The organism is Arthrobacter endolithicus (assembly GCF_026627425.1).
GTDB lineage: Bacteria > Actinomycetota > Actinomycetes > Actinomycetales > Micrococcaceae > Arthrobacter_M.
On sequence record NZ_JAPNLH010000003.1, the window covers coordinates 166,244 to 187,746 of the forward strand.

General features: G+C 62.7%; 26 protein-coding genes and 3 tRNA genes. 8 read left to right on the forward strand and 21 right to left on the reverse strand.

The genetic code is table 11. The annotated features are described in order from the left end of the window. Nucleotides 1-19 precede the first annotated feature (19 nt). The 4 genes from OS914_RS04025 to OS914_RS04040 all read right to left on the reverse strand — a co-directional run bounded on the left by OS914_RS04025 (nt 20) and on the right by OS914_RS04040 (nt 3,074). Entirely contained in the window at nt 20-442 is a 423-nt protein-coding gene (locus tag OS914_RS04025; RefSeq protein WP_267544769.1) for a CoA-binding protein, read from the reverse strand. A gap of 4 nt (nt 443-446) precedes the next feature. Beyond that, the gene (locus OS914_RS04030; RefSeq protein WP_267544770.1) at nt 447-863 is read right to left on the reverse strand and encodes an SUKH-4 family immunity protein; all 417 of its coding nucleotides are present in this window, start codon (nt 861-863) and stop codon (nt 447-449) included. 23 nt (nt 864-886) lie between these two features. After that, a complete protein-coding gene (locus OS914_RS04035) occupies nt 887-1,705 on the reverse strand; it encodes a carbon-nitrogen hydrolase family protein (protein ID WP_267544771.1) in 819 nt (272 codons plus the stop codon). A gap of 79 nt (nt 1,706-1,784) precedes the next feature. Beyond that, a complete protein-coding gene (locus OS914_RS04040; RefSeq protein ID WP_267544772.1) occupies nt 1,785-3,074 on the reverse strand; it encodes an adenylosuccinate synthase in 1,290 nt (429 codons plus the stop codon). Nucleotides 3,075-3,448: 374 nt separating this feature from the next. Between OS914_RS04040 and OS914_RS04045 the strand changes: the two genes are divergently transcribed. Genes OS914_RS04045 through OS914_RS04055 form a run of 3 tightly spaced genes read left to right on the forward strand, consistent with a single transcriptional unit; the run spans nt 3,449 to nt 5,488 of the window. Continuing rightward, the gene (locus tag OS914_RS04045; protein ID WP_267544773.1) at nt 3,449-4,195 is read left to right on the forward strand and encodes an SDR family NAD(P)-dependent oxidoreductase; all 747 of its coding nucleotides are present in this window, start codon (nt 3,449-3,451) and stop codon (nt 4,193-4,195) included. After that, entirely contained in the window at nt 4,188-4,691 is a 504-nt protein-coding gene (locus tag OS914_RS04050; protein ID WP_267544774.1) for a MarR family winged helix-turn-helix transcriptional regulator, read from the forward strand. Before OS914_RS04045 ends, OS914_RS04050 begins: the two co-directional genes overlap by 8 nt. Further along, nucleotides 4,688-5,488: an SDR family NAD(P)-dependent oxidoreductase gene (locus OS914_RS04055; RefSeq protein WP_267544775.1), complete on the forward strand. Its 801-nt coding sequence runs from the start codon at nt 4,688-4,690 to the stop codon at nt 5,486-5,488. The genes OS914_RS04050 and OS914_RS04055 overlap by 4 nt, the downstream gene beginning before the upstream one ends. Before the next feature lie 130 nt (nt 5,489-5,618). On the opposite strand, the gene OS914_RS04060 is transcribed toward OS914_RS04055, so the two are convergent. From OS914_RS04060 to OS914_RS04070, 3 genes are all read right to left on the reverse strand, one after another. Beyond that, nucleotides 5,619-6,041, reverse strand: coding sequence for a DUF3151 domain-containing protein (locus tag OS914_RS04060; protein WP_267544776.1), 423 nt, complete (start codon nt 6,039-6,041; stop codon nt 5,619-5,621). Then, the gene (gene fbaA / locus OS914_RS04065) at nt 6,041-7,060 is read right to left on the reverse strand and encodes a class II fructose-bisphosphate aldolase (RefSeq protein WP_267544777.1); all 1,020 of its coding nucleotides are present in this window, start codon (nt 7,058-7,060) and stop codon (nt 6,041-6,043) included. The genes OS914_RS04060 and fbaA overlap by 1 nt, the downstream gene beginning before the upstream one ends. A 104-nt stretch (nt 7,061-7,164) precedes the next feature. After that, the gene (locus tag OS914_RS04070) at nt 7,165-7,827 is read right to left on the reverse strand and encodes a TrmH family RNA methyltransferase (protein WP_267544778.1); all 663 of its coding nucleotides are present in this window, start codon (nt 7,825-7,827) and stop codon (nt 7,165-7,167) included. 149 nt (nt 7,828-7,976) lie between these two features. On the opposite strand from OS914_RS04070, the gene OS914_RS04075 reads away from it, so the two are divergent. Beyond that, nucleotides 7,977-8,771 (forward strand): HAD-IIA family hydrolase, encoded by a 795-nt coding sequence (locus tag OS914_RS04075; protein ID WP_267544779.1) that lies wholly within the window; start codon nt 7,977-7,979, stop codon nt 8,769-8,771. A 27-nt stretch (nt 8,772-8,798) separates the two neighbouring features. Here the strand turns inward: OS914_RS04075 and pyrE are convergent, their stop codons facing one another. Continuing rightward, nucleotides 8,799-9,371, reverse strand: coding sequence for an orotate phosphoribosyltransferase (pyrE, locus tag OS914_RS04080; RefSeq protein ID WP_267544780.1), 573 nt, complete (start codon nt 9,369-9,371; stop codon nt 8,799-8,801). Between the two features lie 87 nt (nt 9,372-9,458). Between pyrE and nadE the strand changes: the two genes are divergently transcribed. From nadE to OS914_RS04095, 3 genes are read left to right on the forward strand one after another with little or no spacing between them, the layout of a single operon-like run. Then, nucleotides 9,459-10,280: an ammonia-dependent NAD(+) synthetase gene (nadE, locus tag OS914_RS04085; RefSeq protein WP_267544781.1), complete on the forward strand. Its 822-nt coding sequence runs from the start codon at nt 9,459-9,461 to the stop codon at nt 10,278-10,280. Nucleotides 10,281-10,320: 40 nt separating this feature from the next. Then, complete coding sequence (locus tag OS914_RS04090; protein ID WP_267544782.1) at nt 10,321-11,124, forward strand: exodeoxyribonuclease III; 804 nt, start codon at nt 10,321-10,323, stop codon at nt 11,122-11,124. Nucleotides 11,125-11,127: 3 nt separating this feature from the next. After that, nucleotides 11,128-11,970, forward strand: a complete 843-nt coding sequence (locus OS914_RS04095) for a DUF8083 family protein (RefSeq protein ID WP_267544783.1) — start codon at nt 11,128-11,130, stop codon at nt 11,968-11,970. A gap of 10 nt (nt 11,971-11,980) precedes the next feature. Here the strand turns inward: OS914_RS04095 and OS914_RS04100 are convergent, their stop codons facing one another. The 5 genes from OS914_RS04100 to OS914_RS04120 all read right to left on the reverse strand — a co-directional run bounded on the left by OS914_RS04100 (nt 11,981) and on the right by OS914_RS04120 (nt 16,685). Then, nucleotides 11,981-12,994 carry a LacI family DNA-binding transcriptional regulator gene (locus OS914_RS04100; RefSeq protein ID WP_267544784.1) on the reverse strand — a complete coding sequence of 338 codons (1,014 nt, stop codon included), beginning with the start codon at nt 12,992-12,994 and terminating at the stop codon, nt 11,981-11,983. 74 nt (nt 12,995-13,068) lie between these two features. Beyond that, nucleotides 13,069-13,338, reverse strand: a complete 270-nt coding sequence (locus OS914_RS04105) for a hypothetical protein (RefSeq protein ID WP_267544785.1) — start codon at nt 13,336-13,338, stop codon at nt 13,069-13,071. Further along, a complete protein-coding gene (locus tag OS914_RS04110) occupies nt 13,338-14,228 on the reverse strand; it encodes a carbohydrate ABC transporter permease (RefSeq protein WP_267544786.1) in 891 nt (296 codons plus the stop codon). The genes OS914_RS04105 and OS914_RS04110 overlap by 1 nt, the downstream gene beginning before the upstream one ends. Then, nucleotides 14,225-15,274 carry a carbohydrate ABC transporter permease gene (locus OS914_RS04115; protein ID WP_267544787.1) on the reverse strand — a complete coding sequence of 350 codons (1,050 nt, stop codon included), beginning with the start codon at nt 15,272-15,274 and terminating at the stop codon, nt 14,225-14,227. The genes OS914_RS04110 and OS914_RS04115 overlap by 4 nt, the downstream gene beginning before the upstream one ends. A 130-nt stretch (nt 15,275-15,404) precedes the next feature. After that, complete coding sequence (locus tag OS914_RS04120) at nt 15,405-16,685, reverse strand: ABC transporter substrate-binding protein (protein WP_267544788.1); 1,281 nt, start codon at nt 16,683-16,685, stop codon at nt 15,405-15,407. Between the two features lie 159 nt (nt 16,686-16,844). Between OS914_RS04120 and OS914_RS04125 the strand changes: the two genes are divergently transcribed. Beyond that, the gene (locus tag OS914_RS04125) at nt 16,845-18,827 is read left to right on the forward strand and encodes a glycoside hydrolase family 13 protein (protein ID WP_267544789.1); all 1,983 of its coding nucleotides are present in this window, start codon (nt 16,845-16,847) and stop codon (nt 18,825-18,827) included. Here the strand turns inward: OS914_RS04125 and OS914_RS04130 are convergent. The 8 genes from OS914_RS04130 to OS914_RS04165 form a co-directional block, all read right to left on the reverse strand. Further along, nucleotides 18,723-19,343 carry a hypothetical protein gene (locus OS914_RS04130; RefSeq protein WP_267544790.1) on the reverse strand — a complete coding sequence of 207 codons (621 nt, stop codon included), beginning with the start codon at nt 19,341-19,343 and terminating at the stop codon, nt 18,723-18,725. The two genes, OS914_RS04125 and OS914_RS04130, sit on opposite strands and share 105 nt — an antisense overlap. Further along, a complete protein-coding gene (locus OS914_RS04135; RefSeq protein WP_267544791.1) occupies nt 19,340-19,933 on the reverse strand; it encodes a DUF6286 domain-containing protein in 594 nt (197 codons plus the stop codon). Before OS914_RS04135 ends, OS914_RS04130 begins: the two co-directional genes overlap by 4 nt. A 13-nt stretch (nt 19,934-19,946) precedes the next feature. Then, complete coding sequence (locus OS914_RS04140; protein ID WP_267544792.1) at nt 19,947-20,291, reverse strand: hypothetical protein; 345 nt, start codon at nt 20,289-20,291, stop codon at nt 19,947-19,949. 35 nt (nt 20,292-20,326) lie between these two features. Beyond that, nucleotides 20,327-20,518 carry a hypothetical protein gene (locus OS914_RS04145; protein WP_267544793.1) on the reverse strand — a complete coding sequence of 64 codons (192 nt, stop codon included), beginning with the start codon at nt 20,516-20,518 and terminating at the stop codon, nt 20,327-20,329. Then, nucleotides 20,515-20,955: an Asp23/Gls24 family envelope stress response protein gene (locus OS914_RS04150; RefSeq protein WP_267544794.1), complete on the reverse strand. Its 441-nt coding sequence runs from the start codon at nt 20,953-20,955 to the stop codon at nt 20,515-20,517. Before OS914_RS04150 ends, OS914_RS04145 begins: the two co-directional genes overlap by 4 nt. 190 nt (nt 20,956-21,145) lie before the next feature. Beyond that, nucleotides 21,146-21,218: transfer RNA gene (locus OS914_RS04155), tRNA-Phe, on the reverse strand. A 58-nt stretch (nt 21,219-21,276) separates the two neighbouring features. Next, nucleotides 21,277-21,350, reverse strand: a tRNA-Asp gene (locus tag OS914_RS04160). A gap of 73 nt (nt 21,351-21,423) precedes the next feature. Next, nucleotides 21,424-21,499: transfer RNA gene (locus OS914_RS04165), tRNA-Glu, on the reverse strand. Between the last annotated feature and the right edge of the window lie 4 nt (nt 21,500-21,503).

The window sequence follows — 21,503 nt, forward strand, 5'->3', positions numbered from 1 at the left end:
GTGCGATTCCCCGAAGGATTCAGCGGCCGATTCCCAGTTTCGGCGCTTCGATGGCCGGGCAACGGTCCATCACCACCCGCAGACCTGCCGCCGCCGCGCGCTGGGCAGCCGCCGCATCAATAACTCCGAGCTGAAGCCACACCGCTTTGGCACCGATGGCAATGGCCTCGTCCACGACTGCCCCGATCCGCTGGGAATTCACGAAACAGTCCACCACATCGATTGGTCCCGGGACGTCGGCCAGCCGCTTGTATCCGGTCGCCCCGTGCACATCTTCGCCTTTCAGCGACACGGGGATAATGTCCATGCCTAATGACTTCTGCAGCATCAGCGACACGCCCAGAGCGGCGCGTTTCGGGTTGTTGGACAGCCCGACGATGGCCCATCGGGCGGGCGTGGACAGCACATCGGCAATGACCTGCGGATCGTTGACGGGCAGCATGCGGCTAATTACTGTTGCTGAGTTCTTCGGCGTACAGGGACCAGAATTCATTGGGCCGGGCCGCGGCGGGATCTATTTTCTTAAGCCGCTGTTCAAAGTCAACGGCAACCTTGGCGAAATCGGCATCGTCATCTTCCGGGCCCAGGGAGTCGCGGTCGATCGCCCCCCAGACGGTGGCAATATCCACCAGCTGAGCCAGCGAGGACGCCATCAGGCACTCGTCATCCTCGCAGACGCAAGAGACCTCGCCGGTGCTGCGGTTGACCGCCACGAACTGGAAATCCCCATCATTGAAAATGACGGCCCGGCCCATTTCATCGTTGTTGAACGGGGGCTCCAGCCAGTCACCGTCCAGCGGAATGTCCTCAAGTCCGATCGGCACCAGCGGCGCCAGACCCTCGACAATCTCATCATCATTCATTGGTTCCTCCCGTATTCCCGACACTAGCTACCGGTTCGGGACACGTCAATAACCTGATAGTCCTGTGCAGACCGGCGGTTCTGCAGGACGGGCAGGAATTCCCGGACCTCATCGATACGCTTTCGGCTGACCTCGGCCGTGACCACGCCTTCCGCCTCATCATTGAGGAAGGTCTGCGGAACCCCCATCGGATCCAGAATGGCCGAATGGCCGACGCAGTGGTCGCTGGAGGTACCGGCGGCCGCCACCGCACACGTATTCTCGATCGCGCGGGCCTTAAGTAAAGTCTCCCAATGGTCGATCTTATGTTCGCCCTTGAACCAGGCTGCCGATACCGTAATCAGCTCGGCACCCTGGACCGCCAGGGCACGCGACAACTCGGGGAAGCGGAGGTCGTAGCACGTCATCATCCCCACGCGCAGGGCGCCGATAGAGACTACCTTAATGCCGCCGTCGCCCGGTTTAATCCGCAGCGATTCCTGATACGAGAACGCGTCATAGAGGTGCAGTTTGCGGTAAGTAGTCAGTATCCGGCCGTCATGGTCGATGGCAATCAGGGTATTGAAGGGGCGCTTTTCACCGCTGGATTCGTAACCACCGGCGATGATTGCGATGCCGACCTCGCTGGCGATGCGCGAGAGTCCCTGCACAAAGGAACTCCAGTGCGCAGCCACGGCGGCCGTGAAATCTCCATCCACCCGGCCTATGGAAAACATCGATTCTTCCGGAAAGACGATCAGCGACGATTCCCCTTCCCGCGCCGACGTTGCGAGCCGGCGCATGGCACGGAGGTTACCCTCGACGTCCCCGCCTGGGGTGAATTGCCCTACGCTGACTTTCATCGCCACTCCCGTGCTCGTTGCCGTCAGTTCCAGCGTAGCCGCTTCCAGCTCTTCCGCGCCGGGTACGTATATTTTCGCGTCAGGCGTTGATCAAATCGTGAATCACGATGGTCTGGTCCCGGTCCGGGCCGACGCCAATGGCGGAAAACCTCGTGCCTGAAATGGATTCCAGGGCCCGGACATAGCGTTGTGCGTTTTCCGGCAGATCCGCCATGGTCCGGGCCCCGGTAATGTCCTCGGTCCAGCCGTCAAAATATTCAAAGACGGGCTTAGCGTGGTGGAAATCCGTCTGTGTCATGGGCATCTCATCGAAACGCACGCCGTCGATGTCGTAGGCCACGCAGACCGGGATCTGGGCTATCCCGGTGAGTACGTCCAGTTTGGTAACGAAGTAGTCGGTGAAGCCGTTCACCCGGGAGGCATACCGCGCCAGCACCGCGTCGTACCAGCCGCAGCGGCGCGGTCGCCCGGTATTGACGCCGAATTCCCCGCCGGTCTTCTGCAGATACTCACCCATTTGGTCGAACAGCTCCGTGGGGAACGGCCCCGCACCTACCCGTGTGGTGTAGGCCTTGATAATGCCCACCGCACGGTTGATTCTGGTCGGTCCGATGCCCGAGCCGACACAGGCGCCCCCGGACGTCGGATTGGAGGACGTCACAAAGGGATACGTGCCATGGTCCACGTCCAAAAAGGTGGCCTGGCCTCCCTCCATCAAAACGACCTTGCCGTCGTCAAGCGCCTGATTGAGGACGTGTTCCGAGTCGATAATCAGCGGCCGCAGCCGTTCGGCGAAGCCCAGGAAGTACTCCACCGTCTCGTCGATGCTGATCGCACGGCGGTTGTAGACCTTGACCAGCAATTCATTTTTCTGCTGCAGCGAGCCCTCCACCTTCTGCCGCAGGATCGACTCGTCGAACACATCCTGCACTCGAATACCCAGCCGGGCCACCTTGTCCATATACGCCGGGCCGATCCCGCGCCCCGTCGTGCCGATGGCACGCTTGCCCAGGAACCGTTCGGTGACCTTGTCCAATACCTGATGGTAGGGGGCCACCAGGTGGGCGTTAGCCGAAATGCGGAGCTTGGAGGTGTCGGCGCCGCGCGCCTGCAGTCCCTCGATTTCGGCAAAGAGCGCCTCGAGGTTCACCACACAGCCGTTGCCGATGATCGGTACGGCATTTGGACTGAGAATACCGGCCGGAAGGAGCTTTAGCTCATACTTCTCACCGCCGACGACGACGGTGTGCCCGGCGTTGTTGCCGCCGTTTGGCTTGACCACGTAGTCAACGCGGCCGCCCAACAGATCGGTGGCCTTGCCTTTGCCTTCGTCGCCCCACTGGGCACCGACGATTACGATTGCGGGCATGGGATCCTCCCCCATTGGTTGGGCACTGGGTCGCGGACCCCTTGGGGCAACCGGCCTTGCGCCACACATCAGAATGCCCCACTCACACGCGTCCCGGCCGGCAAAAGATCCGGCCCGGGACGGAGTCGCAAGTTGGGGGCTCTTACCCGCTAAGTTTAGCCGACTTCGACTGTGCCATTTAGCCGACTTCGGCCGTGCCATTCAGCCGACTTCGGCCGTGCCATTTAGCCGACTTCGGCCGTGCCATTTAGCCGACTTCGGCCGTGCCATCGGCTTCCGCTGGCGAAGCGCCAGCGGGGCGGGCCATCCGACACTCCCATATACTGTCTACAGGACAGTAAATGCACGGTTAGCGATAGTGGAAAAGAGAAACCATGTTCTTCCCCGACAAAGTAGCCCTGGTAACCGCGGCCGGTGCCGGCATTGGCAGGGCCTGCGCCCTGCGGCTGGCGGCGGAAGGCGCCGACGTGGTGGTTTCCGACGTCGATGACTTGGCCGGAGCCGGGACCGTGGAGGAAATTACGGCCGCCGGCGGGCGGGCCGCATTCAAACACACCAATGTGGCCCTGCCTCAGGAGATCGCCGAGCTGCTGGACTTCGCGGTGGCTACCTTTGGTGGCCTCCATCTGGCGGTCAACAACGCCGGGATTGGCGCAATGCCTAAGCGCGTTGAAGACGTCTCTAACGATGAGTGGGACCGCATCATTAATATCACCCTGCGGGGGACATTCCTGGCCATGAAGGCCCAAGTGGGCCATTTCCGGGCAAACGGCGGTGGCGCAATTGTCAACATTGCTTCTTTAGCTGGCCTGTCCTCCACCCCGATGCTCACCCCCTACGGGGCCTCCAAGCATGGTGTTGTCAGCCTGACCCGCAGTGTGGCGATGGAAAACGCCGAGCAGGGGATCCGGGTTAACGCCGTGGCGCCGGGAGCCATAGAAACTGCCGCACTGGCTTCCTTGCCGGCGGAATCGAAGGCCGGTTACGCGGCCGAAATTCCCATGAAGCGACTGGGCAAACCGGCGGAGATAGCCAATGCTGCCGTTTGGCTGCTTTCCGACGAAGCGGCGTTCATCACCGGTGTGGTGCTGCCCGTGGATGGCGGAACGCTTCATGCCTGATCTCTGGGCCGCCGTAGATTACCGCTCCGGCCTCATCTCGGCCCTTACCCGCGTCCTCGGTGAGTGGACCGCGCCGGACTTCCTCCGGAAGGTGGCTGCCCGGGAGGGCCTGGACCTGGACCCCGGCGCCATCACCATGATCACCATTCTGGCCAACCACGGAGCCCAGCGGCCGTCCGCACTGTCGGAAAATATGGTCACTGGTGCCTCCAACGTCAGTAAGATCCTCGCGCGCCTGGTCAAAGCCGGACTGGCGGTCCGCGTCGGTGACCCCCTCGATGCCCGGGCCCAGCTGGTCAAGCTCACACCTGCCGGTCAAAGCGTGGCGGACGCGTTTGTGCGTGCCGGGAACGGACTTGTCGATGACCTTCTTCACGACTGGTCCGAGAAGGACCGGCGTGAATTCACCCGACTGCTGCAGATGTTCGAGCAATCCACCATCTCGTTCAGCGCACAACTGGCCGAGACCAGCCTCAATAAAGGAGCATTAAAATGACAACTGCCACCACAGCCCGTACCTACATCATCACTGGAGCCGGTTCGGGCATCGGCGCCGCCACCGCCGGCCTGCTGCGGGAACGCGGAGCCAGCGTCATCGGTGTCGATCTGCGCGGCACAGAGGTGACCGCGGACCTGAGTACCAAGGAAGGGCGCAGGGATGCTGCTGCCAAGGCGCTCGAGCTGGCCGGCGGCCGAGTAGATGCCGTCATCGCCTGCGCAGGCATCTCGGCCCCTAGCCCCTTGACCGTGAGCGTAAATTACTTTGGCGTTACCGAGTTTCTCCAGCTGCTCGCCCCTGCCCTGGCCGCCGGCAGCTCCCCGCGCGCCGCCGTCGTCAGTTCCATGGCGTCGCTGCAGCCGAACTCCGCAGAACTGGTCGACGCCATGCTCGCCGGGGATGAAGACCGGGCCGTCAGGATCGGGGCGGAGTTAGCAGCCCAGGGGCCGCAGATCGGCTACCTGAACTACCCCTCCAGCAAACGCGCGCTGAGCCGCTGGGTTCGCAGGGAATGCATCACCGGGCGGTGGGCCGGCGCCGGCATTCCGCTCAACGCCGTGGCACCAGGTACCGTCGTTTCGGCCATGACCGCCGAGCTGCTGTCCACGCCCGAGGGCCGCGAACTGACGGACAAGCACGTTCCGATGCCGTTGAACTACCACAGTGACGCCGTTGTGATTGCCAGGCTTTTGGCGTGGTTGACCAGCGAAGAGAACACGCACACCACCGGGCAGACCATTTATGCCGACGGCGGCGCCGACGCCTCGCTGCGCGGAGACAATATCTGGGGCTGAACCCGACGCCGCCTTCATGGCCGTTCCGCAGGTGACCTTGACAAGTTTGAGAAGGACACCTGCGGCACAGCCGGCCCAGAAACCGGTCAATCAGCCGATACCGGCGCTGGTCCGGTTTGTTGCGGTGCGGCTAGCGGGCCTCGATGGCCGCGGCCGCCAGTGGATCTGAGTCGTTGAGGAAGGCGGAGATCCGCTCCGCTTCCTCGGTCTCACCGATGGCGCCGGCCGCCCGGCCCAGGGCATACAACGCCCGCAGGAACCCCCGGTTCCCCTCGTGTTCGAAAGGAACCGGCCCGGTTCCTTTCCAGCCGGCGCGCCGCAGCGCATCCAGCCCGCGATGGTAGCCGGTGCGGGCGTAGGCATAGGACTCGATGACCCGGCCCTCCGCGAAGGCTTCGTCGGCCAGAATGGCCCACAGGAGCGAGGATGTCGGGTGCTTTGCCGCCAGATCGACGGCCTCGTCGCCGGCCGCCAAACGGGCTTCAACGTCCGGCTCGCCCGGGAGCATGGTGGGCGCCGGACCGAGCAGGTTCCTGCGGAAGTTGTCCGTCATCAGAAGGTCTTGCCAGCGGAGCCGAGTTCCTGGGCACCCACGACAACGCGCGCTGCCAGGCCCTTCTCGGCAGCGGCACCCCAGACACGCGGGTCATACGTCTTCTTATTGCCGACCTCGCCGTCGATCTTCAGCACGCCGTCATAGTTCTTGAGCATGTGGTCCGCCACCGGGCGGGTGTAGGCATACTGCGTATCCGTATCGATGTTCATTTTGATAACCCCGTAGGAGACGGCGTCCTTGATTTCCTGCTGGCTGGATCCGGACCCGCCGTGGAAAACCAGGTCAAAGGGCTTGTCCTTGCCGAGCTTGGCTCCGACCTGCTCCTGGATTTCCTTGAGGATCTCCGGCCGCAGCTTAACACCGCCGGGCTTGTACACGCCGTGCACGTTACCGAAGGTCAGCGCCGTAATGTAACGGCCGTGCTCTCCGGCGCCGAGGGCCTCCACGGTGGCCAGGCCATCGGACACCGTGGAGTAGAGCTTTTCATTGATGGCGTTCTCAACGCCATCTTCCTCCCCGCCCACGGCACCGATCTCCACCTCGAGGATCATGTGCGCGGCCGAGGTGCGGGCCAGCAGCTCCCGCCCGATGCGCAGGTTCTCCTCCAACGTTTCCGCGGAGCCGTCCCACATATGCGAGTTGAAGATCGGGTCCTTGCCTGCCTTCACGGCCGCTTCCGAGGCCGCCAGCAGGGGCAGTACGAATCCCTCCAGCTTGTCCTTGGGGCAGTGGTCGGTGTGCAGCGCCACGTTGACCGGATAGTTTTTCGCCACTTCACGGGCAAATGCGGCGAAGCCCAAAGACCCGGCAACCATGTCCTTGACCGACGCTCCGGACCAATAGGCCGCGCCTCCGGTGGAGACCTGGATGATACCGTCGCTGCCGGCATCGGCGAAACCCTGCAGTGCCGCATTCAGGGTCTGCGAGGAGGTCACATTGACCGCCGGGTAGGCGAAGCCTCCGGCCTTGGCGCGGTCAATCATTTCGACGTATTTGTCCGGGGATGCAATGGGCATGCTGACTCCTTGAGAAGGGACGGTAGCTGACATGGCGGAACTATCTCCATCCTAGCCAGACCGGGACGACGACGTCGGCGTCCCGCGCGGGACGTCCAGCGCCCCTAGATATGCTGGCCGAAAACGTGCCGGCGGATCCACGCGTGCATCGCAATGGCTGCAGCGGCCGAGGCATTGATGGACCGGGTGGAGCCGAACTGGGCAATCGACAAGGTGGCCTGAGCCGCCGTGTGCACCTCATCGGTCAGTCCCGGCCCCTCCTGGCCGAATACCAGGACGCAGTCCCGTGGCAGGTCGTAGGTTTCCAGCGGGACCGAATCGGGGAAGTTATCGATTCCGATCACGGCCAGGCCCTCGGCCTGAGCCCATTGGACAAACTCCTCGACGCTCGGATGGTGCCGCACATGCTGATAGCGGTCCGTAACCATCGCACCGCGCCGGTTCCACCGCCGTCGGCCAATGATGTGCACTTCCTTGGCCAGAAAGGCATTGGCACAGCGGACCACGGAACCGATGTTGAGATCATGCTGCCAGTTCTCGATGGCGACGTGGAAGTTGTGGCGTTTGGCGTCCAGGTCCGCCACGATCGCTTCGTGATTCCAATACCGGTACTCGTCCACGACGTTGCGCGTGTCGCCCTCGGCGAGCAGTTCCGGGTCCCAATGGTCACCGACCGGCCGGGCGCCCGGCCACGGGCCGACACCCACCGCCGGCTGCTGCGGATCCGGGTGGTGCGTGCCGCCGTCGTCGGCCTGGTGCGTATTCACCTGTCAACACTACCGTTGCCGGCACGTGATGAAGCCCCTACCGGATCGCCTGCCTCCTCTGGAAGACTGTTATCTGGAAGACCGGCGGCGGACGGCGGCGTTCGCATTCAGCTTTACAACCAGCTATCAACAATCAGGAGGACGCTGCCATGGGAAATCTTGAACCGCGCAGAACGCAGGATATCGAGTGCTGGCTGACGGACATGGATGGAGTACTGGTCCATGAAAACCAGGCGGTTCCGGGCGCCGTTGAACTACTGCAGCGGTGGGTGGATACGTCGAAGCGTTTTCTGGTGCTGACCAATAACTCCATTTATACGCCGCGCGATCTCTCGGCCCGGCTGAGGGGTTCGGGGCTGGAAATACCGGAGGAAAACCTTTGGACGTCCGCGCTGGCCACCGCGCAGTTCCTCAAGGGCCAGATGCCGCATGGTAAGGCCTTCGTGATCGGCGAGGCCGGTTTAACCACCGCCCTGCACGAGGCCGGGTTTATTCTCACCGATCAGAATCCGGATTACGTGGTACTCGGTGAAACACGCACCTACTCCTTCGAGGCAATTACCAAGGCGATCCGGCTGATCGGCGACGGCGCGCGTTTCATTGCCACCAATCCGGACGCCACCGGCCCGTCCAAGGAGGGGCCGCTCCCGGCCACCGGTGCGATCGCAGCGCTGATCAGCAAGGCCACCAACCGGGAACCGTATATTGTCGGCAAGCCAAATCCGATGATGTTCCGTTCCGCCATGAACCGCATCGAGGCCCACTCGGAGACCACCGCTATGATCGGCGACCGGATGGACACGGATATCATCGCGGGCATGGAGGCGGGGCTGCACACCGTCCTGGTCCTGACCGGAATCACGCAGCCCGAGGACGTGAACGCTTTCCCGTTCCGACCGGATGAAATCCTGAATTCGGTGGCGGATCTGATCCCGCGTATTTAGCGCCGGTGATTGCCGGAGGCGGACCGGCTAAAGCCCCAGGTCGGTCTTGCTGAAGGCAAAGAGGTAGGGGATGCCGGCCTCGGCCTCAATCCGCTCTTTGGAACCGGTGTCCCGGTCCACGATCACTGCCACGGCAGCCACCTCGGCGCCGGCACGTCGCAGGGCTTCCACGGCCGTCAGCGCAGAGCCTCCGGTAGTGGAAGTGTCTTCGAGGGCCACGACGCGTCGGCCGAGCACCTGCGGGCCCTCCACCTGCCGGCCCATGCCGTAGGACTTCTGCGCCTTCCTTACCACGAAGGCGTCAATCGCCCGGCCCTGGTCCGCGGCAGCATGCATGAGAGCGGTTCCCACCGGATCGGCGCCCATGGTCAGCCCTCCCGCTGCGGCGATGCCGGTGATGCCGGCATCGTCGAGCAGCGCCAGCATCACCTGCCCGACCAGCCGGGAGGCTTCGTGGTGCAGTGTGATGCGGCGCAGATCAATGTAGTAATCCGCCTCGGCTCCGCTGGAGAGGATCACCTTGCCCCGGACGATGGCCAGTTCCTTAATCAGGTTCAGGAGGCGGGAACGGGCAGCGGGCAGGTCCAGAGGCGCAGTCATGGCTTCCATCCTATAAGGCAGCAGTTCCCGCGGCATCGGCATTCACAGCAGCACGAGTGGTCAAAGCGGCACAGTAGGCTTGCAGGTATGCGTGAACTCCAGAGGCAAATCATTGAGGAAATGGGTGTAAAACCCACTATTGATCCCGCGGCTGAAATCCGCCGCCGGGTGGATTTCCTCAAGGAATTTTTGCTGGCCACGGGCGCCAGCGGCTTCGTGCTGGGCGTCAGTGGTGGCTTGGATTCCACCCTCGCCGGCAGGCTGGCCCAACTGGCGGTAGAGGAGCTGAATGGCGCCGGAACCGCTGCGGACTTTGTCGCTGTCCGGCTCCCCTATGGCAGGCAGACCGACGAGGAGGACGCGCAGCGGGCCTTGGAATTCATCGCGCCCAAAACGTCGTGGAGCTATAACGTCGCGGCGGCAGTGGACAGTTTTGTGGCTGAGTTCGCGGCGACCACCGGAGAGCCGATCACGGATTTCACCAAGGGCAATATCAAGGCCAGGGCAAGAATGGTGGCCCAATATGCCTTGGCCGGCGCCCGGAATCTCCTGGTGATCGGGACCGACCACGCGGCCGAATCGGTGACGGGATTCTTCACAAAGTTCGGTGACGGCGGCGCGGACGTACTGCCGCTGTTCACGCTGGACAAGCGCCAGAACCGTGCACTGCTGTGCGAGCTTAATGCGCCCGAGCGGCTCTACAACAAGGCGCCGACGGCGGATCTGCTTGACGGGGTGCCTGGCCGCACCGACGAAGACGAGCTAGGACTGCGCTACGACGTGATCGACGATTATCTGGAAGGGAAGGACGTCCCGGTGACAGATGCTCAAACCATCGAAAAGCGCTATTTGGCCACCCGGCATAAACGGACTGTCCCGGTTTCCCTGCTGGATACCTGGTGGAAGTAAGGAGTTCGGTAAATTGAGCGATGTGAAGATGGTAAAACCGATGAAAATTGCAACCTGGAATGTTAACTCGCTGCGGGCCCGCGCAGACCGCGTGGAGGACTGGCTGCGTCGGACCGACGTGGACGTTCTGGCCCTTCAGGAAACCAAGTGCAAGGACGAGAACTTCCCGTGGGAAATGTTCGAGAACAACGGGTACGAGGTGGCGCACTTCGGGTTCAGCCAATGGAACGGAGTAGCGATTGCCTCCAGGGTAGGGCTCGACGACGTTGAACGCACCTTCGCTGCCCAGCCGGCCTTCGGCAAGGCGGACAAGGACCCAATTCAGGAGGCACGCGCGATCGCGGCAACCTGCAATGGCGTCCGCGTCTGGAGCCTCTATGTACCCAACGGCCGCTCGCTGTCGGATCCGCATATGCCCTACAAGATTTCCTGGCTGGCGGCCCTGAAGGAACACGCCATATCCGGGCTGTCCGCGGATGCACAGGCTCAGATAGCCCTGATGGGCGATTGGAACATCGCTCCTCAAGACGAGGATGTGTGGGACATCGACTACTTCCTCAGCGAAGGCCTGACGCACGTCAGCGCTCCGGAGCGAGAGGCCTTTCATGCCTTTGAAGCAGCGGGTTTTACCGATGTAGTGCGCCCTTTCACCCCCGGGCCCGGCGTCTACACGTATTGGGACTACACGCAACTGCGCTTTCCCAAGAAACAGGGCATGCGGATCGACTTTATCCTGGCCTCCGAGGCGCTGGCCGCCCGCGTCACCGGGGCGTCCATCGACAGGGAAGAACGCAAAGGCAAGGGCGCCTCTGATCATGCCCCCGTCGTCGTGGAATTGGGCTAATCCATGCGCAGCGGGCTGTATTTGGGCGGAACGTCCCTTCCCTTCGTCTCCAGCCTGCGCATATTCTCACCGATGACGGCCTTCACCACGATGGAACAGCGTTACATCCAGGAGCACCTCCTGCCGGACCAGAGCCGAACGGCCGTGGATATGCAGGAACTCATCGATTCCTTGGGGCGGATCACCAGGCCCAATGGAGATCCGCTGCCCACAGCCGCCGCGGATAGAATCCGCACGTTGAGCCTTGCCGAGGACGCGCCGCTCCTATATTCGCCTGGCCAGATGGTGCTCCGTTCCTTTGCGGCGGTGGGTGAATTCCACCGGGGGTACACCGCACAACTGGCGAGTATGCTGGTGCCCGAGCGGTTCCGGGAACCACACCAGCGCCGGACGGAGGCGGCGCCGGGATATCCCGGGCCGCCATTCACCAGGATATCGACCTGGGGCATTCCGTTCAGCTGGTTTGTGCTGGTGACGGAGACGGATCGGACTGAGGTCGTGGAGTCCGCTGGCCGCATTCTGACGGTACGTATCCAGGTGCCCCTGACGGCTGCGCTGCGGCGTGCGGAAGCCTGCGTCAGCATGCTCGAAGGAACCGCGGAAGAGCTGGACCTGCACGAAGAGTTGGCGGACGTCAAGAACTGGCTTGAGGGCTTCCGGGAAGGATCCATCCTGGAGCTCGATTACGGCCCGGTGGCGGATCGTGTCTACCCAGATGATTCACCGATGGACGTCAGACTGGGGCTCGAATGCCTGGCCGAAGGAGACCTGACCGGGGCCGCGGCTGCCTACCGCAGGCTCGCCTCACGCTGGATACCCATCCGGCAGCTGGCACGGGCGTCCTGACCGATCCCGCTCAATGACGCGGCGGCGCCGTCGTCCCTCTGACGATCAGCTGGTGCTCCACCACTCTGTCCCGCACGGCCCCGGTCTTGCCCGCGAGCTCGCCCATCAGCATGCGGGCGGCAATCGAACCGTGGGCGGTCGGATCCTGGCCTACGGTGGTCAACGCCGCCGGCTCGGAAAACTCGTGGTCGTCGATGCCTATGACCGATAAGTCTTCCGGGATCCGGATCCCCCGCCGGCGCGCCTCAAACATTAATCCCAGCGCCATTTCGTCCGAGGCGCAGAAGACAGCCGTCGGCATGGGCGACGGACTGTCGAAAAGCCGTGCGGCTGCACGCACTCCGTTACGCACCGTATAGTCCCCCTCCACCTCCCACTCCGATCGGGGTCCCAGACCGGCGGAACGCAACGTCGAATGGAATCCCTCCGTCCGCAAACCCGGCACCGTGAAGTTCAGCTGGTCTTCCCGTCCACCGTGCAGGTGTCCTATGTCCTGATGGCCAAGATCAAGAAGATGCTGCGTTGCAGCAGCCGCCGCCTGCGAATCGTCTATGCGGACGCTGCTGCAGCCGCTGACCGGACCACCGACGGCGACCAGCGGGATCTCCGTGCGGTGCAGCTGTTCCAGCTCCTGATCGGACAAGGACAAACACAGCACCACCAGAGCGTCCATTTGTTTGCGCACCATGTTCCGGTTGAACAGCCGCTGCCTATCTGAAGCGTAGCCGCCCAGGCTGAACAGGAGGAGGTTATAGGAGTGCTGTCTGAGCTCCTGTTCCACACCCTCGAGGACGCGGCCGAAGTACCACCTGTCCACGAACGGAGCCAGCACTCCAATGGTGCGCGTACGCCCGGTGGCCAATGTGCTCGCCGACGGAGAGGCAACGTATCCGAGGTCATCAGCGACGGCCAGGATTCGGGCCCGGGTGACGGGGCTGACCCTGGGCAGACCGCGGATGGCGCGGGAGACCGTGGCGGTAGAGACCTTGGCTGCCGCCGCTACATCGTCGATACTTGCCGCCATGAGTCCCCTCCTCTTCAGACTGTCAGGGCATCCTGGCGGGTGCGGTCGGGTCCTGGTTATGCTGGCTGTGCCGGCTACATATGGCGCCTGGCCCGGCGCTGCGGCAGTTTACGGCGCAGCCGGAGCATACCCCACAGAGCCAGCACGATGGCCAGCAGCCCCATCGCCCAGCCCAACGCCGGTTGCCCGGTGAGTTCCAGCCAGAGCGTCATCGCCAGCAGAATGACGCCCCAGAATGCGAGGAAACCGATAATAATGTCAAAATCCTCCCCAGATCGCTGGCGCTGGCTGACACCCGGCCGGACCGCGCGGCCCTGCACAGGAACGCGTGCGGAGTTGCGCATTATTTCACCGCCCCGGCCGTCAGACCGGCCACAATCTTGCGCTGGAAGATCAGCACCAAAATGACCAAGGGAATGGTGACCACCGTTCCGGCCGCCATCACGGCTGTGTACGGCTCCTGATGCGGCTGGGCGCCGGCAAAGTAGGCGATGGCCACGGTGACGGGTTTGGTGTCCTCGTTGGACAGCTGACTGGCAATCAGAAACTCATTCCAGGCCGCGATGAACGCCAGGATGGCAGTAGTGAAGATCGCCGGTGCTGCCAGTGGCATAATCACCTTGCGGAAAGCCTGCCCCTGCGTGCAGCCGTCAATCCGTGCCGCTTCTTCCAGTTCCCACGGCATCTCCCTGAAAAAAGAGGTCAGGGTATAAACGGTAAGCGGGAGCACAAAGGAAATGTCCGGAATGATCATGGCTTGGTAGGTGCCCATCCAGCCGATATTGGTGAATAGCTGAAACAGCGGCGTCACCAGTGCCACGCCGGGGAACATCGAGGCACCGAGGATGACTCCCAGGACCAAAAACTTGAAGCGGAACTCCAACCGGGCCAGTGCATAGGCGGCAAAGACCCCAACGACGAGGGCGACGACGGTAGTAACTCCACCAATAATGAAGGAGTTGAGTAAGTTCCGGGCAAAGTGATTACCCAAGTCGGTGGAAAACACCGTCGTGAAGTTGTCCCAGGTCAGATGCGTAAAGAACGGCGTGGGATCGAAGGTGTAGCCGACCTCCCGGAACGCCGTGACAATCATCCAGTAAAACGGCAGCAGGCACCAGATCAAAATCAGCGCTGCGCTGATATAGGTTCTGCCACTGGCCCAGCGGGCCCGGTTACGCGCGGCGGTTTTAGGCGCAGAATCGAAGGCCGGAGTTTTTAGTGCTGAGACACTCATTTGCCTTTCCCCTTTCCACCGGCGGCAGATTCCACGGCGTTCGCGCCGAGAAATCTAATAAAGATGAAGGCCACAATGAAGATAATCAGGAAGGTGATGGTCGAAAGCGCGGCGGCTGAATTGAAGCCGTTACGAATTTGGGCCACTACCAGCAGGGAAAGTGTTGTGGTGTCATTGGCGCCGCCGGTCATAATCGCCGGCAGATCGTACATCCGAAGAGCGTCCAGCACTCTGAACAAAATGGCCACCATAAGCGCCGGCTTGACCAGCGGCAGGGTAATCTGGGTGAACCGCTGCCAAGCCGATGCCCCGTCCACCTTGGCGGCTTCGTACACGTCTGCCGGTATCATTTGCAGCCCCGCCAGGATCAGCAGAGCCATGAACGGCGTAGTTTTCCAGACATCGGCAATGATGATGGCCGCCCGGGCGGGCCCGGCGCTGCCGGTCCACAGAATCGCCGTGCCAAAGAGCTTGTTGGCAATCCCTTCGAAGGCGAAGATGAAGAACCACAGTTTTGCCGTTACCGCGGTGGGAATTGCCCAAGGAACCAAGACCGCCGCACGAAGCGCGCTGCGTCCGCGGAACGCCCGGGCCATGATGACTGCCATCCAGAATCCCAGGATGGTTTCCAGAACCACTGTGATCACGGTAAAGAAAAACGTTGTGTAGGTTGCGCTCCAGAATTGTGAGCCAACGCTTCCGGGGGAGCAGGCCTGCGTTCCGCCGCTGGGCGAGGCACATTGCTGAAACAACCAGCCGATGTAGTTGGAGATGCCGGCAAAGCCGCCCGCAACGAATGTTCCCGTCACCGGGTCCAACCCCTGGTCGTGTTGGAGGGACATCACTATCGCGTTGATGACGGGGTAGAGAATGACGATCGCCAGAAGGATCAGCGTCGGAGCTATGAGCAGCGTTGCCCATTTGCCCTGAGTCTTGGCCCGGCGATCCTGCCCGACCCCGTTTGTTTCTTTTCCCTGCTTGTCCGGCTTTGCCGGTTTGGGGCCCTTAGTCCGGTGCGTCGTCGTTGGTTCCGCTCCGATTGACATGTCCCCTCCTTTCCAAACGGAATCGATCGCTGCGCCGGAACACAGGACGTGCCCGGTTTACTGTGACTTCAGCTGGCTGCGGCAGGATGCCCCTGCAGGCGGCGCTTGTCCGCCGGCAGGGGCTCACCTGCTAGGAATTTGCGGAACTGATGGCCGACTGCATATCGGATAGGGCCTGATCGACGGGCTTTTCACCCTTGATTGCTGCATAGGCGTTGTCTTGGATCGCCTTGGTGACAGCAGGGTAAAAGGGCGTCACGGGACGCGGGACTGCGTTTTCGATGGAGGTCTTCAGCACCGGGAGGTAGGGCAGCTGCTTGACCAACTCCGGGTCCGCATACAGCGAGGCCATCACGGGGGCGAGCGAACCCTGCGTGGCGTAGAACTTGCCGGATGCCTCACTGGTCATGAAATTAACGAAGTCCAAGGCAGTGGCCTTGTGCTTGGAATACGCGCTGATGGCCATATTATGGCCGCCCAGGCTGGAGGCACCGGGACCGTCCTTGCCCGGCAGCGGAGCGACACCGAAGGTGTCCTTCACGGTGGAAGAACCGTCAGTCTTGGCCAGGTTGTAAACGTAGGGCCAGTTCCGCATGAACAGGAGGTTTCCGGCCTCAAAGGCCTGCCGCCCCTGCTCTTCCTGGAACGTGATGGCTTCCTTGGGAATGTTGCCGTCCTTGTAAGCCTGGACGAGATTATTCAATCCGGCCTTAGCCTGATCCGTATTGACCGTCGGCTTGCCGTCCTTGTCCACCACAGTGCCGCCGGCGGTGTTGATCGCTTCGGAGACGTTCACCGTCAGCCCTTCGTACTTGGCAAACTGCCCGGCGTAGCACCCTATCCCCTTAGCCTTGGCGATCGAACACATGCCCATCATCTCGTCCCAAGTCTTCGGCGGGGTGGGAACCAGATCCTTGCGGTAATAGAGCAAACCGCCGTCCGAGGCCTGCGGTACGGCATAAAGCGTGTCCTTGTATGTTCCGGTTTTCACGGTCGCCGGCAGCATTTTCGAGGTGTCCACCGCCATCTTGTCCTTCAACGGCTGCAGCCAGGATTTTGCGGCGAATTCGGCGGTCCAAATGACGTCCACGGAGGCAACGTCGTAGCTGGCATTCTTGGCCTGGAAATTCTGCACCAGGTCGTCATGCTGCTGGTCGGCGTTGTCGGATTGCTCCTTAAAGGTCACTTTCTCATCCGGATGGGCGGCATTCCATTTGTCCAACTGCGGGCGGACCACGTTGCTGTTGTCCTTGCCCTGGACGTACGTGATTGGCCCGCGATCCGTGAGGTTGCTGGCCGCGTCGCCACCGCCTGATCCTCCGGAGCCGCCGCCGCTGCCGCCACAAGCTGCCAGCGCCAATGCCAGCACGCTCACGGCCGCCAGGGGTGCAATCCTTTTTGAATTTCTCATCCTGCGCTCTTCTCTTGAACTAAACATGAGTTGATACACACAGCCCCGGTTCATTTTCCGGCGCGTGAGATTGAGTGGTGCAAGTCACTCTAGTAAGCTTTCTGATGATTGTGCAAGCGCTTACATCAAATCGTGATCTTTGTTCTCAGGAGGGCAAATATGGATTCCGCCATTCCCCAGTCCAGCGACTCGCAGGTCCAGGCAGCCCCCACTCCGGGGGCTCCCTGGTGGGCCGCCGCGGTTATCTATCAGATTTACCCGCGCTCCTTTGCGGATCTCAACGGCGACGGAATGGGAGACCTTCCCGGCGTTACCTCCCGGCTGCCTTACCTGCGGCGACTGGGGGTTGACGCGATCTGGCTTTCGCCTTTCTACCTCTCCCCGCAGGCCGATGCCGGCTATGACGTCGCGGACTACCGCGCCGTGGACCCGCGCTTCGGCGAACTGCGCGATTTTGATTCGCTTCTGGCACAGGCTCACGACATGGGAATCAGGGTAATTGTGGATCTGGTGCCGAACCACACTTCCGACGAGCACATCTGGTTCGAAGAGGCGTTGGCAGCCCCGGTCGGTTCCCCGGCACGGGACCGTTACCTTTTCCGCGACGGGAAGGGTGCGCACGGGGAGATTCCGCCCAACAACTGGCAGTCGATTTTTGGCGGCAATGCCTGGACCCGGCTGCGGGAAAACGGGCTGCCCGGACAGTGGTACCTGCACCTGTTCGATACCAAGCAGCCGGATCTGAATTGGGATAACGCCGAGGTGCAGGAGGAGATGCGCTCGGTGCTGCGTTTTTGGCTGGATCGTGGCGTGGACGGCTTCCGCGTGGATGTAGCCCATGGACTGGTCAAGGAAAAGGGGCTCCCGGACTGGTCCGGGCAGGCCGCGATGGTCGAAGGAAGCGAGGCCGCCGGGCACGCTCCGCACCCTGCGACGCCGGAGGCGCTCAACGTCGTCGATGACCCGACAGCCGATCCGCCGCAGTACCGGCCGAAACCGGCGATGGATCCGCCCTCACCGTATCTGGACCAAGACGGCGTGCACGAGATCTACCGTGACTGGCACCAGGTGCTCAAGGAGTACGACGGCGACCGAATGATGGTTGCCGAAGCCTGGGTCGAGCCTGCCTCGCGACTGGCCAGGTATGTCCGTGCGGATGAGATGCAACAGGCCTTCAACTTCGACTTCCTGCTGGCTGGATGGGACGCGCGCCGAATGGCCAAAGCGATCGACGAATCGCTCGACGCCGCTGCCGGGGTCGGCGCACCGGCCACCTGGGTGCTGTCCAACCATGACACCGTCCGCCACCCCTCCCGTTTCGGGCTCAGCGACCCCACGACTTTCCCCAAGGGCATTAGCTCCGAGGACGAGCAGCCGGACGAGGAACTCGGACTCAGGCGCGCCCGCGCCGCAACCTTGATCATGCTCGGCCTGCCCGGATCCGCCTATCTCTATCAGGGTGAGGAGTTGGGGCTTCCCGAGCACACCACTCTGGCCGCCCATGACCGCCAAGACCCCTCGTTTTTTCGGACCAACGGGGCGGAACGCGGCCGGGACGGGTGCCGGGTGCCCTTACCCTGGCGGGCCGACGCCCCCGGCTATGGATTTGGCGGCCCCGGTTACAGTTTCCCTGCTGACGGCGTCACCGACCCGGCCAACGACGCCGCGGCCAACAACGCAGTGCAAGCTCCGTGGCTGCCGCAGTCTGAAGCCTTCGCGGAATATGCCGTGGACCGCCAGGAAGGACTTCCCGGCTCCACCCTGGAGTTCTACCGCCGGGCCCTGGCCCTGCGCGCACGCCTCGACGCCGGGCACGGACTGCTGGTCTGGAGTCCGCTCAACAGGCCAAGCGAGGGGATCCTCGCCTACCGCAACAGATCACTGCTGGTCCTGGCGAATGTGAGCGACGAGCCGATCCCGCTGCCCGAAGGCTACACTGTGGAGCTGGCCAGCGCCGCCGCAGCGGACGGCGGCGTCTTGGCCCCGAATAGCTCGGTATGGCTGCTTCCGCGGATCGGAGCCGCTCCCGGCCCTGGCCTACGCCACGCGGTCAGCCTTGGTAAACCTGGTCCGCGTTCCCGATCCAATCCGCAGGAGAACCGGCAGTTGACGGCCGGCCACCAGGTCCAGCGCCCGCACTAGGGCGGACACGTCTGCGGCCACCTTGTGCGGGGAGACTCCCTGCCGCGGGTAAACGTGCACCCGCAGGGCTGGCCGGCCGCGTACCTCGTACGTGCTCACTGTCGATGCCAGCAGATCTGGACGTTCGGCGAGCGCAGATTTGAGCGCCTGTTCCGCCACGGCCGCGCTGATGATCACGCGGCCGGCTGCGCCGTCGTCGTCAGCGTCACCGTATTCATCCGCGAGAATGTTGCTGCGTCCCTTGCCCTGGTTCGCAATCCACGCCACCATGGCAATGATCAGCGCCACCAGAACCAGCGCTACCACGATCCAGATCCAGCTGCTACTGCGCCCGGCCACAATGGTTCTCGCCGTCAGTGAGCTCAACTGTTCCGTAGCGGGCTTGGCCCAGTCCTGCCACCAACGCCCTACTGGGGGGATGGACGCGAGGGCGATCAGCAGCGCTCCCGCTCCGAGGAAGATCAGCCCCAAAAGAGCCAAGAGCAGCCGGTTGAGGGCCCGCGGAGTGCCGTTCATACGCCCACCACCCCGACGGCGGCCACGTTGATCCGTACTTGCGGCCGCGGTTCCAGCGCCATCCGATCCGCTTCCTCCTGCACAGCGGCAAGTACTGCCGGTTCATCCACCGGGATACCCGAGGTGGGACGAATATTGACCGTCACCGACCGGCGCGAAAGGATAACCAGGACCTGCTCCCGGGTAACCCCGGCGGCAAGCCTGGCGCACCGGGCCAAGGCAGAAGCAATTACCTCATCATCGGCCACCACGGCAATCCGGTCATCGGCAATCACGTGCCGCGACCGTTTCCCGGGCAGTACTGCGGTCAGAAAGAACATTAGTCCGAGCAGGGCCAGCAGAGCTCCCAACGCGCCCAGCAACGCCGGCTCGATACCTTCGGGAAGGTCAGCCAGCCGCTGGGCAGCGGTCAGCGGATCGGCCAGCCATGGGGGCTGGTCAAGGGCACGCAGCGCAGCTTCCAGTAGGCAATACACCGCAATCAGGGTGACAGTCACTGCCGCAACAGCGGACAGGGCGGCCCGGGAGGAATGGGTCTCGCGCCGGAGAACCCGCTGCATCAACTTCTCGTCGGAAATAGGCTTACTCATCGGACACACTTTTTCATCGGACCCGGCTCCGTTCCGTCGCCCGGACTCCGGTAATCCTGATATTTACTCGGCCCAAACCGGATCCGGTCAGCCCAGACACGCGGTCAAGGATCATGGCTTTCGCCTGGACCGCACGGGACCAAATGGGTCCGCCGTAGGCAGGGACCCGACCGGGATCGCGCACGACGGCGGCCAGTGGCGGGATGCCGAGCGGCAGGGACAGCGACAGCGCCAGCAGGCCGCCGTCGTCGGCAAAGCTGACACGCACGTCTGCAGGCTGCACATCGAAAATCTCCGCAGCAGCCCCTCGAGCCACGCTGGTCAGGGCCTGTGTGCTTATCCTGTTGTGACCGGTCAAGGAACCGGACTCCCTGTGCCGGGCGGTGCCGCCGGTCACGAGGATGAACGTCTTCCTGTGACGGCGTCAACGATGCTGCGCAGATCCAGTTTTCCATCAGCTGCGCGCCCGAGCAGCGCCCCGGCAGCCATGAAAGCTGCGGCGCCAACGAATCCCCAGAATCCAAAGGCAAACGCCATAAAGGCCAGAAACGCACCAATTCCGAGGCCTAGGATGGTTAGGTTCACAGCTGCCCCCCGTTTTCGGCAGGACGGTACGCAGCCGCGGCACGTTCCGCAAAGGCACTGTGCCGGGAACGGCCCAGCAGCTTCTCCGGCGCGGAATCGGGAAGGTGGACGTCAGTGACTTCCACATTGACCTCACTGACGCTCAGCCCCACGAGGTTTTCCACAGCAACATAAACCGCAGCCCGGACGCCGTCGGCCATCTGCTGGAGTTCAGTACCATACTCGGCCACTAACTTGACGTCCACCGCGGTCTGTGTTGCGCCCACCTCGGCATGTACGCCCGCGGTACCGAGCGAACGCCCGGAGCCGGAGCCGAGGGTACGGACTCCCGGGACGGTACGCGCCGCCAGCCCGGCCACTTTGGCAACCGCTGATTCGGAAATCACCGTCCGCCCCGACCTAACCGCGGCAATTGGCGGCTGAATGGATCCAGCCATCAACGGAACATTTTGGCCATCCATCCCGAGTCGCCCCCTTCTGCTGAGTCCAGCTGCCATTGCTCTTACCGTAACCCTATGCACCGAGAGGTATGCAGGCAACGCCGCGCCCGGGCTGCCTGCACCCACCCGGTTAAAGCAAAAAAGACCCGCAGCTCCCAGGCATCGGGAACTACGGGTCCTACAGCGGTGGCTCCGACCGGCGTCGATCCGGTGACCTTTCGATTTTCAGTCGAACGCTCTACCAACTGAGCTACAGAGCCGTGGTGAAGTCAAACTGCTCACGTCACCTGATTTGACGGATTTCTCCACAAACCAAAGCGACCCTGACGGGACTCGAACCCGCGACCTCCGCCGTGACAGGGCGGCGCGCTAACCAACTGCGCTACAGGGCCATGCAATTCCACGCTTTCGCATGAAACAAGAGTTACATCGTATCAGTCTTTTCGGACCGATTATGCTGCTCTTTGGTACCCCCAACGGGATTCGAACCCGTGCCGCCGCCGTGAAAGGGCGGTGTCCTAGGCCGCTAGACGATGGGGGCATCG

Coding starts and splice junctions, on each gene's coding strand:
- OS914_RS04025 (WP_267544769.1), bottom strand. CDS start 442: ATGCTGCCCGTCAACGATCCGCAGGTCATTGCCGATGTGCTGTCCACG.
- OS914_RS04030 (WP_267544770.1), bottom strand. CDS start 863: ATGAATGATGATGAGATTGTCGAGGGTCTGGCGCCGCTGGTGCCGATC.
- OS914_RS04035 (WP_267544771.1), bottom strand. CDS start 1,705: ATGAAAGTCAGCGTAGGGCAATTCACCCCAGGCGGGGACGTCGAGGGT.
- OS914_RS04040 (WP_267544772.1), bottom strand. CDS start 3,074: ATGCCCGCAATCGTAATCGTCGGTGCCCAGTGGGGCGACGAAGGCAAA.
- OS914_RS04045 (WP_267544773.1), top strand. CDS start 3,449: ATGTTCTTCCCCGACAAAGTAGCCCTGGTAACCGCGGCCGGTGCCGGC.
- OS914_RS04050 (WP_267544774.1), top strand. CDS start 4,188: ATGCCTGATCTCTGGGCCGCCGTAGATTACCGCTCCGGCCTCATCTCG.
- OS914_RS04055 (WP_267544775.1), top strand. CDS start 4,688: ATGACAACTGCCACCACAGCCCGTACCTACATCATCACTGGAGCCGGT.
- OS914_RS04060 (WP_267544776.1), bottom strand. CDS start 6,041: ATGACGGACAACTTCCGCAGGAACCTGCTCGGTCCGGCGCCCACCATG.
- fbaA (WP_267544777.1), bottom strand. CDS start 7,060: ATGCCCATTGCATCCCCGGACAAATACGTCGAAATGATTGACCGCGCC.
- OS914_RS04075 (WP_267544779.1), top strand. CDS start 7,977: ATGGGAAATCTTGAACCGCGCAGAACGCAGGATATCGAGTGCTGGCTG.
- pyrE (WP_267544780.1), bottom strand. CDS start 9,371: ATGACTGCGCCTCTGGACCTGCCCGCTGCCCGTTCCCGCCTCCTGAAC.
- nadE (WP_267544781.1), top strand. CDS start 9,459: ATGCGTGAACTCCAGAGGCAAATCATTGAGGAAATGGGTGTAAAACCC.
- OS914_RS04090 (WP_267544782.1), top strand. CDS start 10,321: ATGAAAATTGCAACCTGGAATGTTAACTCGCTGCGGGCCCGCGCAGAC.
- OS914_RS04095 (WP_267544783.1), top strand. CDS start 11,128: ATGCGCAGCGGGCTGTATTTGGGCGGAACGTCCCTTCCCTTCGTCTCC.
- OS914_RS04100 (WP_267544784.1), bottom strand. CDS start 12,994: ATGGCGGCAAGTATCGACGATGTAGCGGCGGCAGCCAAGGTCTCTACC.
- OS914_RS04105 (WP_267544785.1), bottom strand. CDS start 13,338: ATGCGCAACTCCGCACGCGTTCCTGTGCAGGGCCGCGCGGTCCGGCCG.
- OS914_RS04110 (WP_267544786.1), bottom strand. CDS start 14,228: ATGAGTGTCTCAGCACTAAAAACTCCGGCCTTCGATTCTGCGCCTAAA.
- OS914_RS04115 (WP_267544787.1), bottom strand. CDS start 15,274: ATGTCAATCGGAGCGGAACCAACGACGACGCACCGGACTAAGGGCCCC.
- OS914_RS04120 (WP_267544788.1), bottom strand. CDS start 16,685: ATGAGAAATTCAAAAAGGATTGCACCCCTGGCGGCCGTGAGCGTGCTG.
- OS914_RS04125 (WP_267544789.1), top strand. CDS start 16,845: ATGGATTCCGCCATTCCCCAGTCCAGCGACTCGCAGGTCCAGGCAGCC.
- OS914_RS04130 (WP_267544790.1), bottom strand. CDS start 19,343: ATGAACGGCACTCCGCGGGCCCTCAACCGGCTGCTCTTGGCTCTTTTG.
- OS914_RS04135 (WP_267544791.1), bottom strand. CDS start 19,933: ATGAGTAAGCCTATTTCCGACGAGAAGTTGATGCAGCGGGTTCTCCGG.
- OS914_RS04150 (WP_267544794.1), bottom strand. CDS start 20,955: ATGGCTGGATCCATTCAGCCGCCAATTGCCGCGGTTAGGTCGGGGCGG.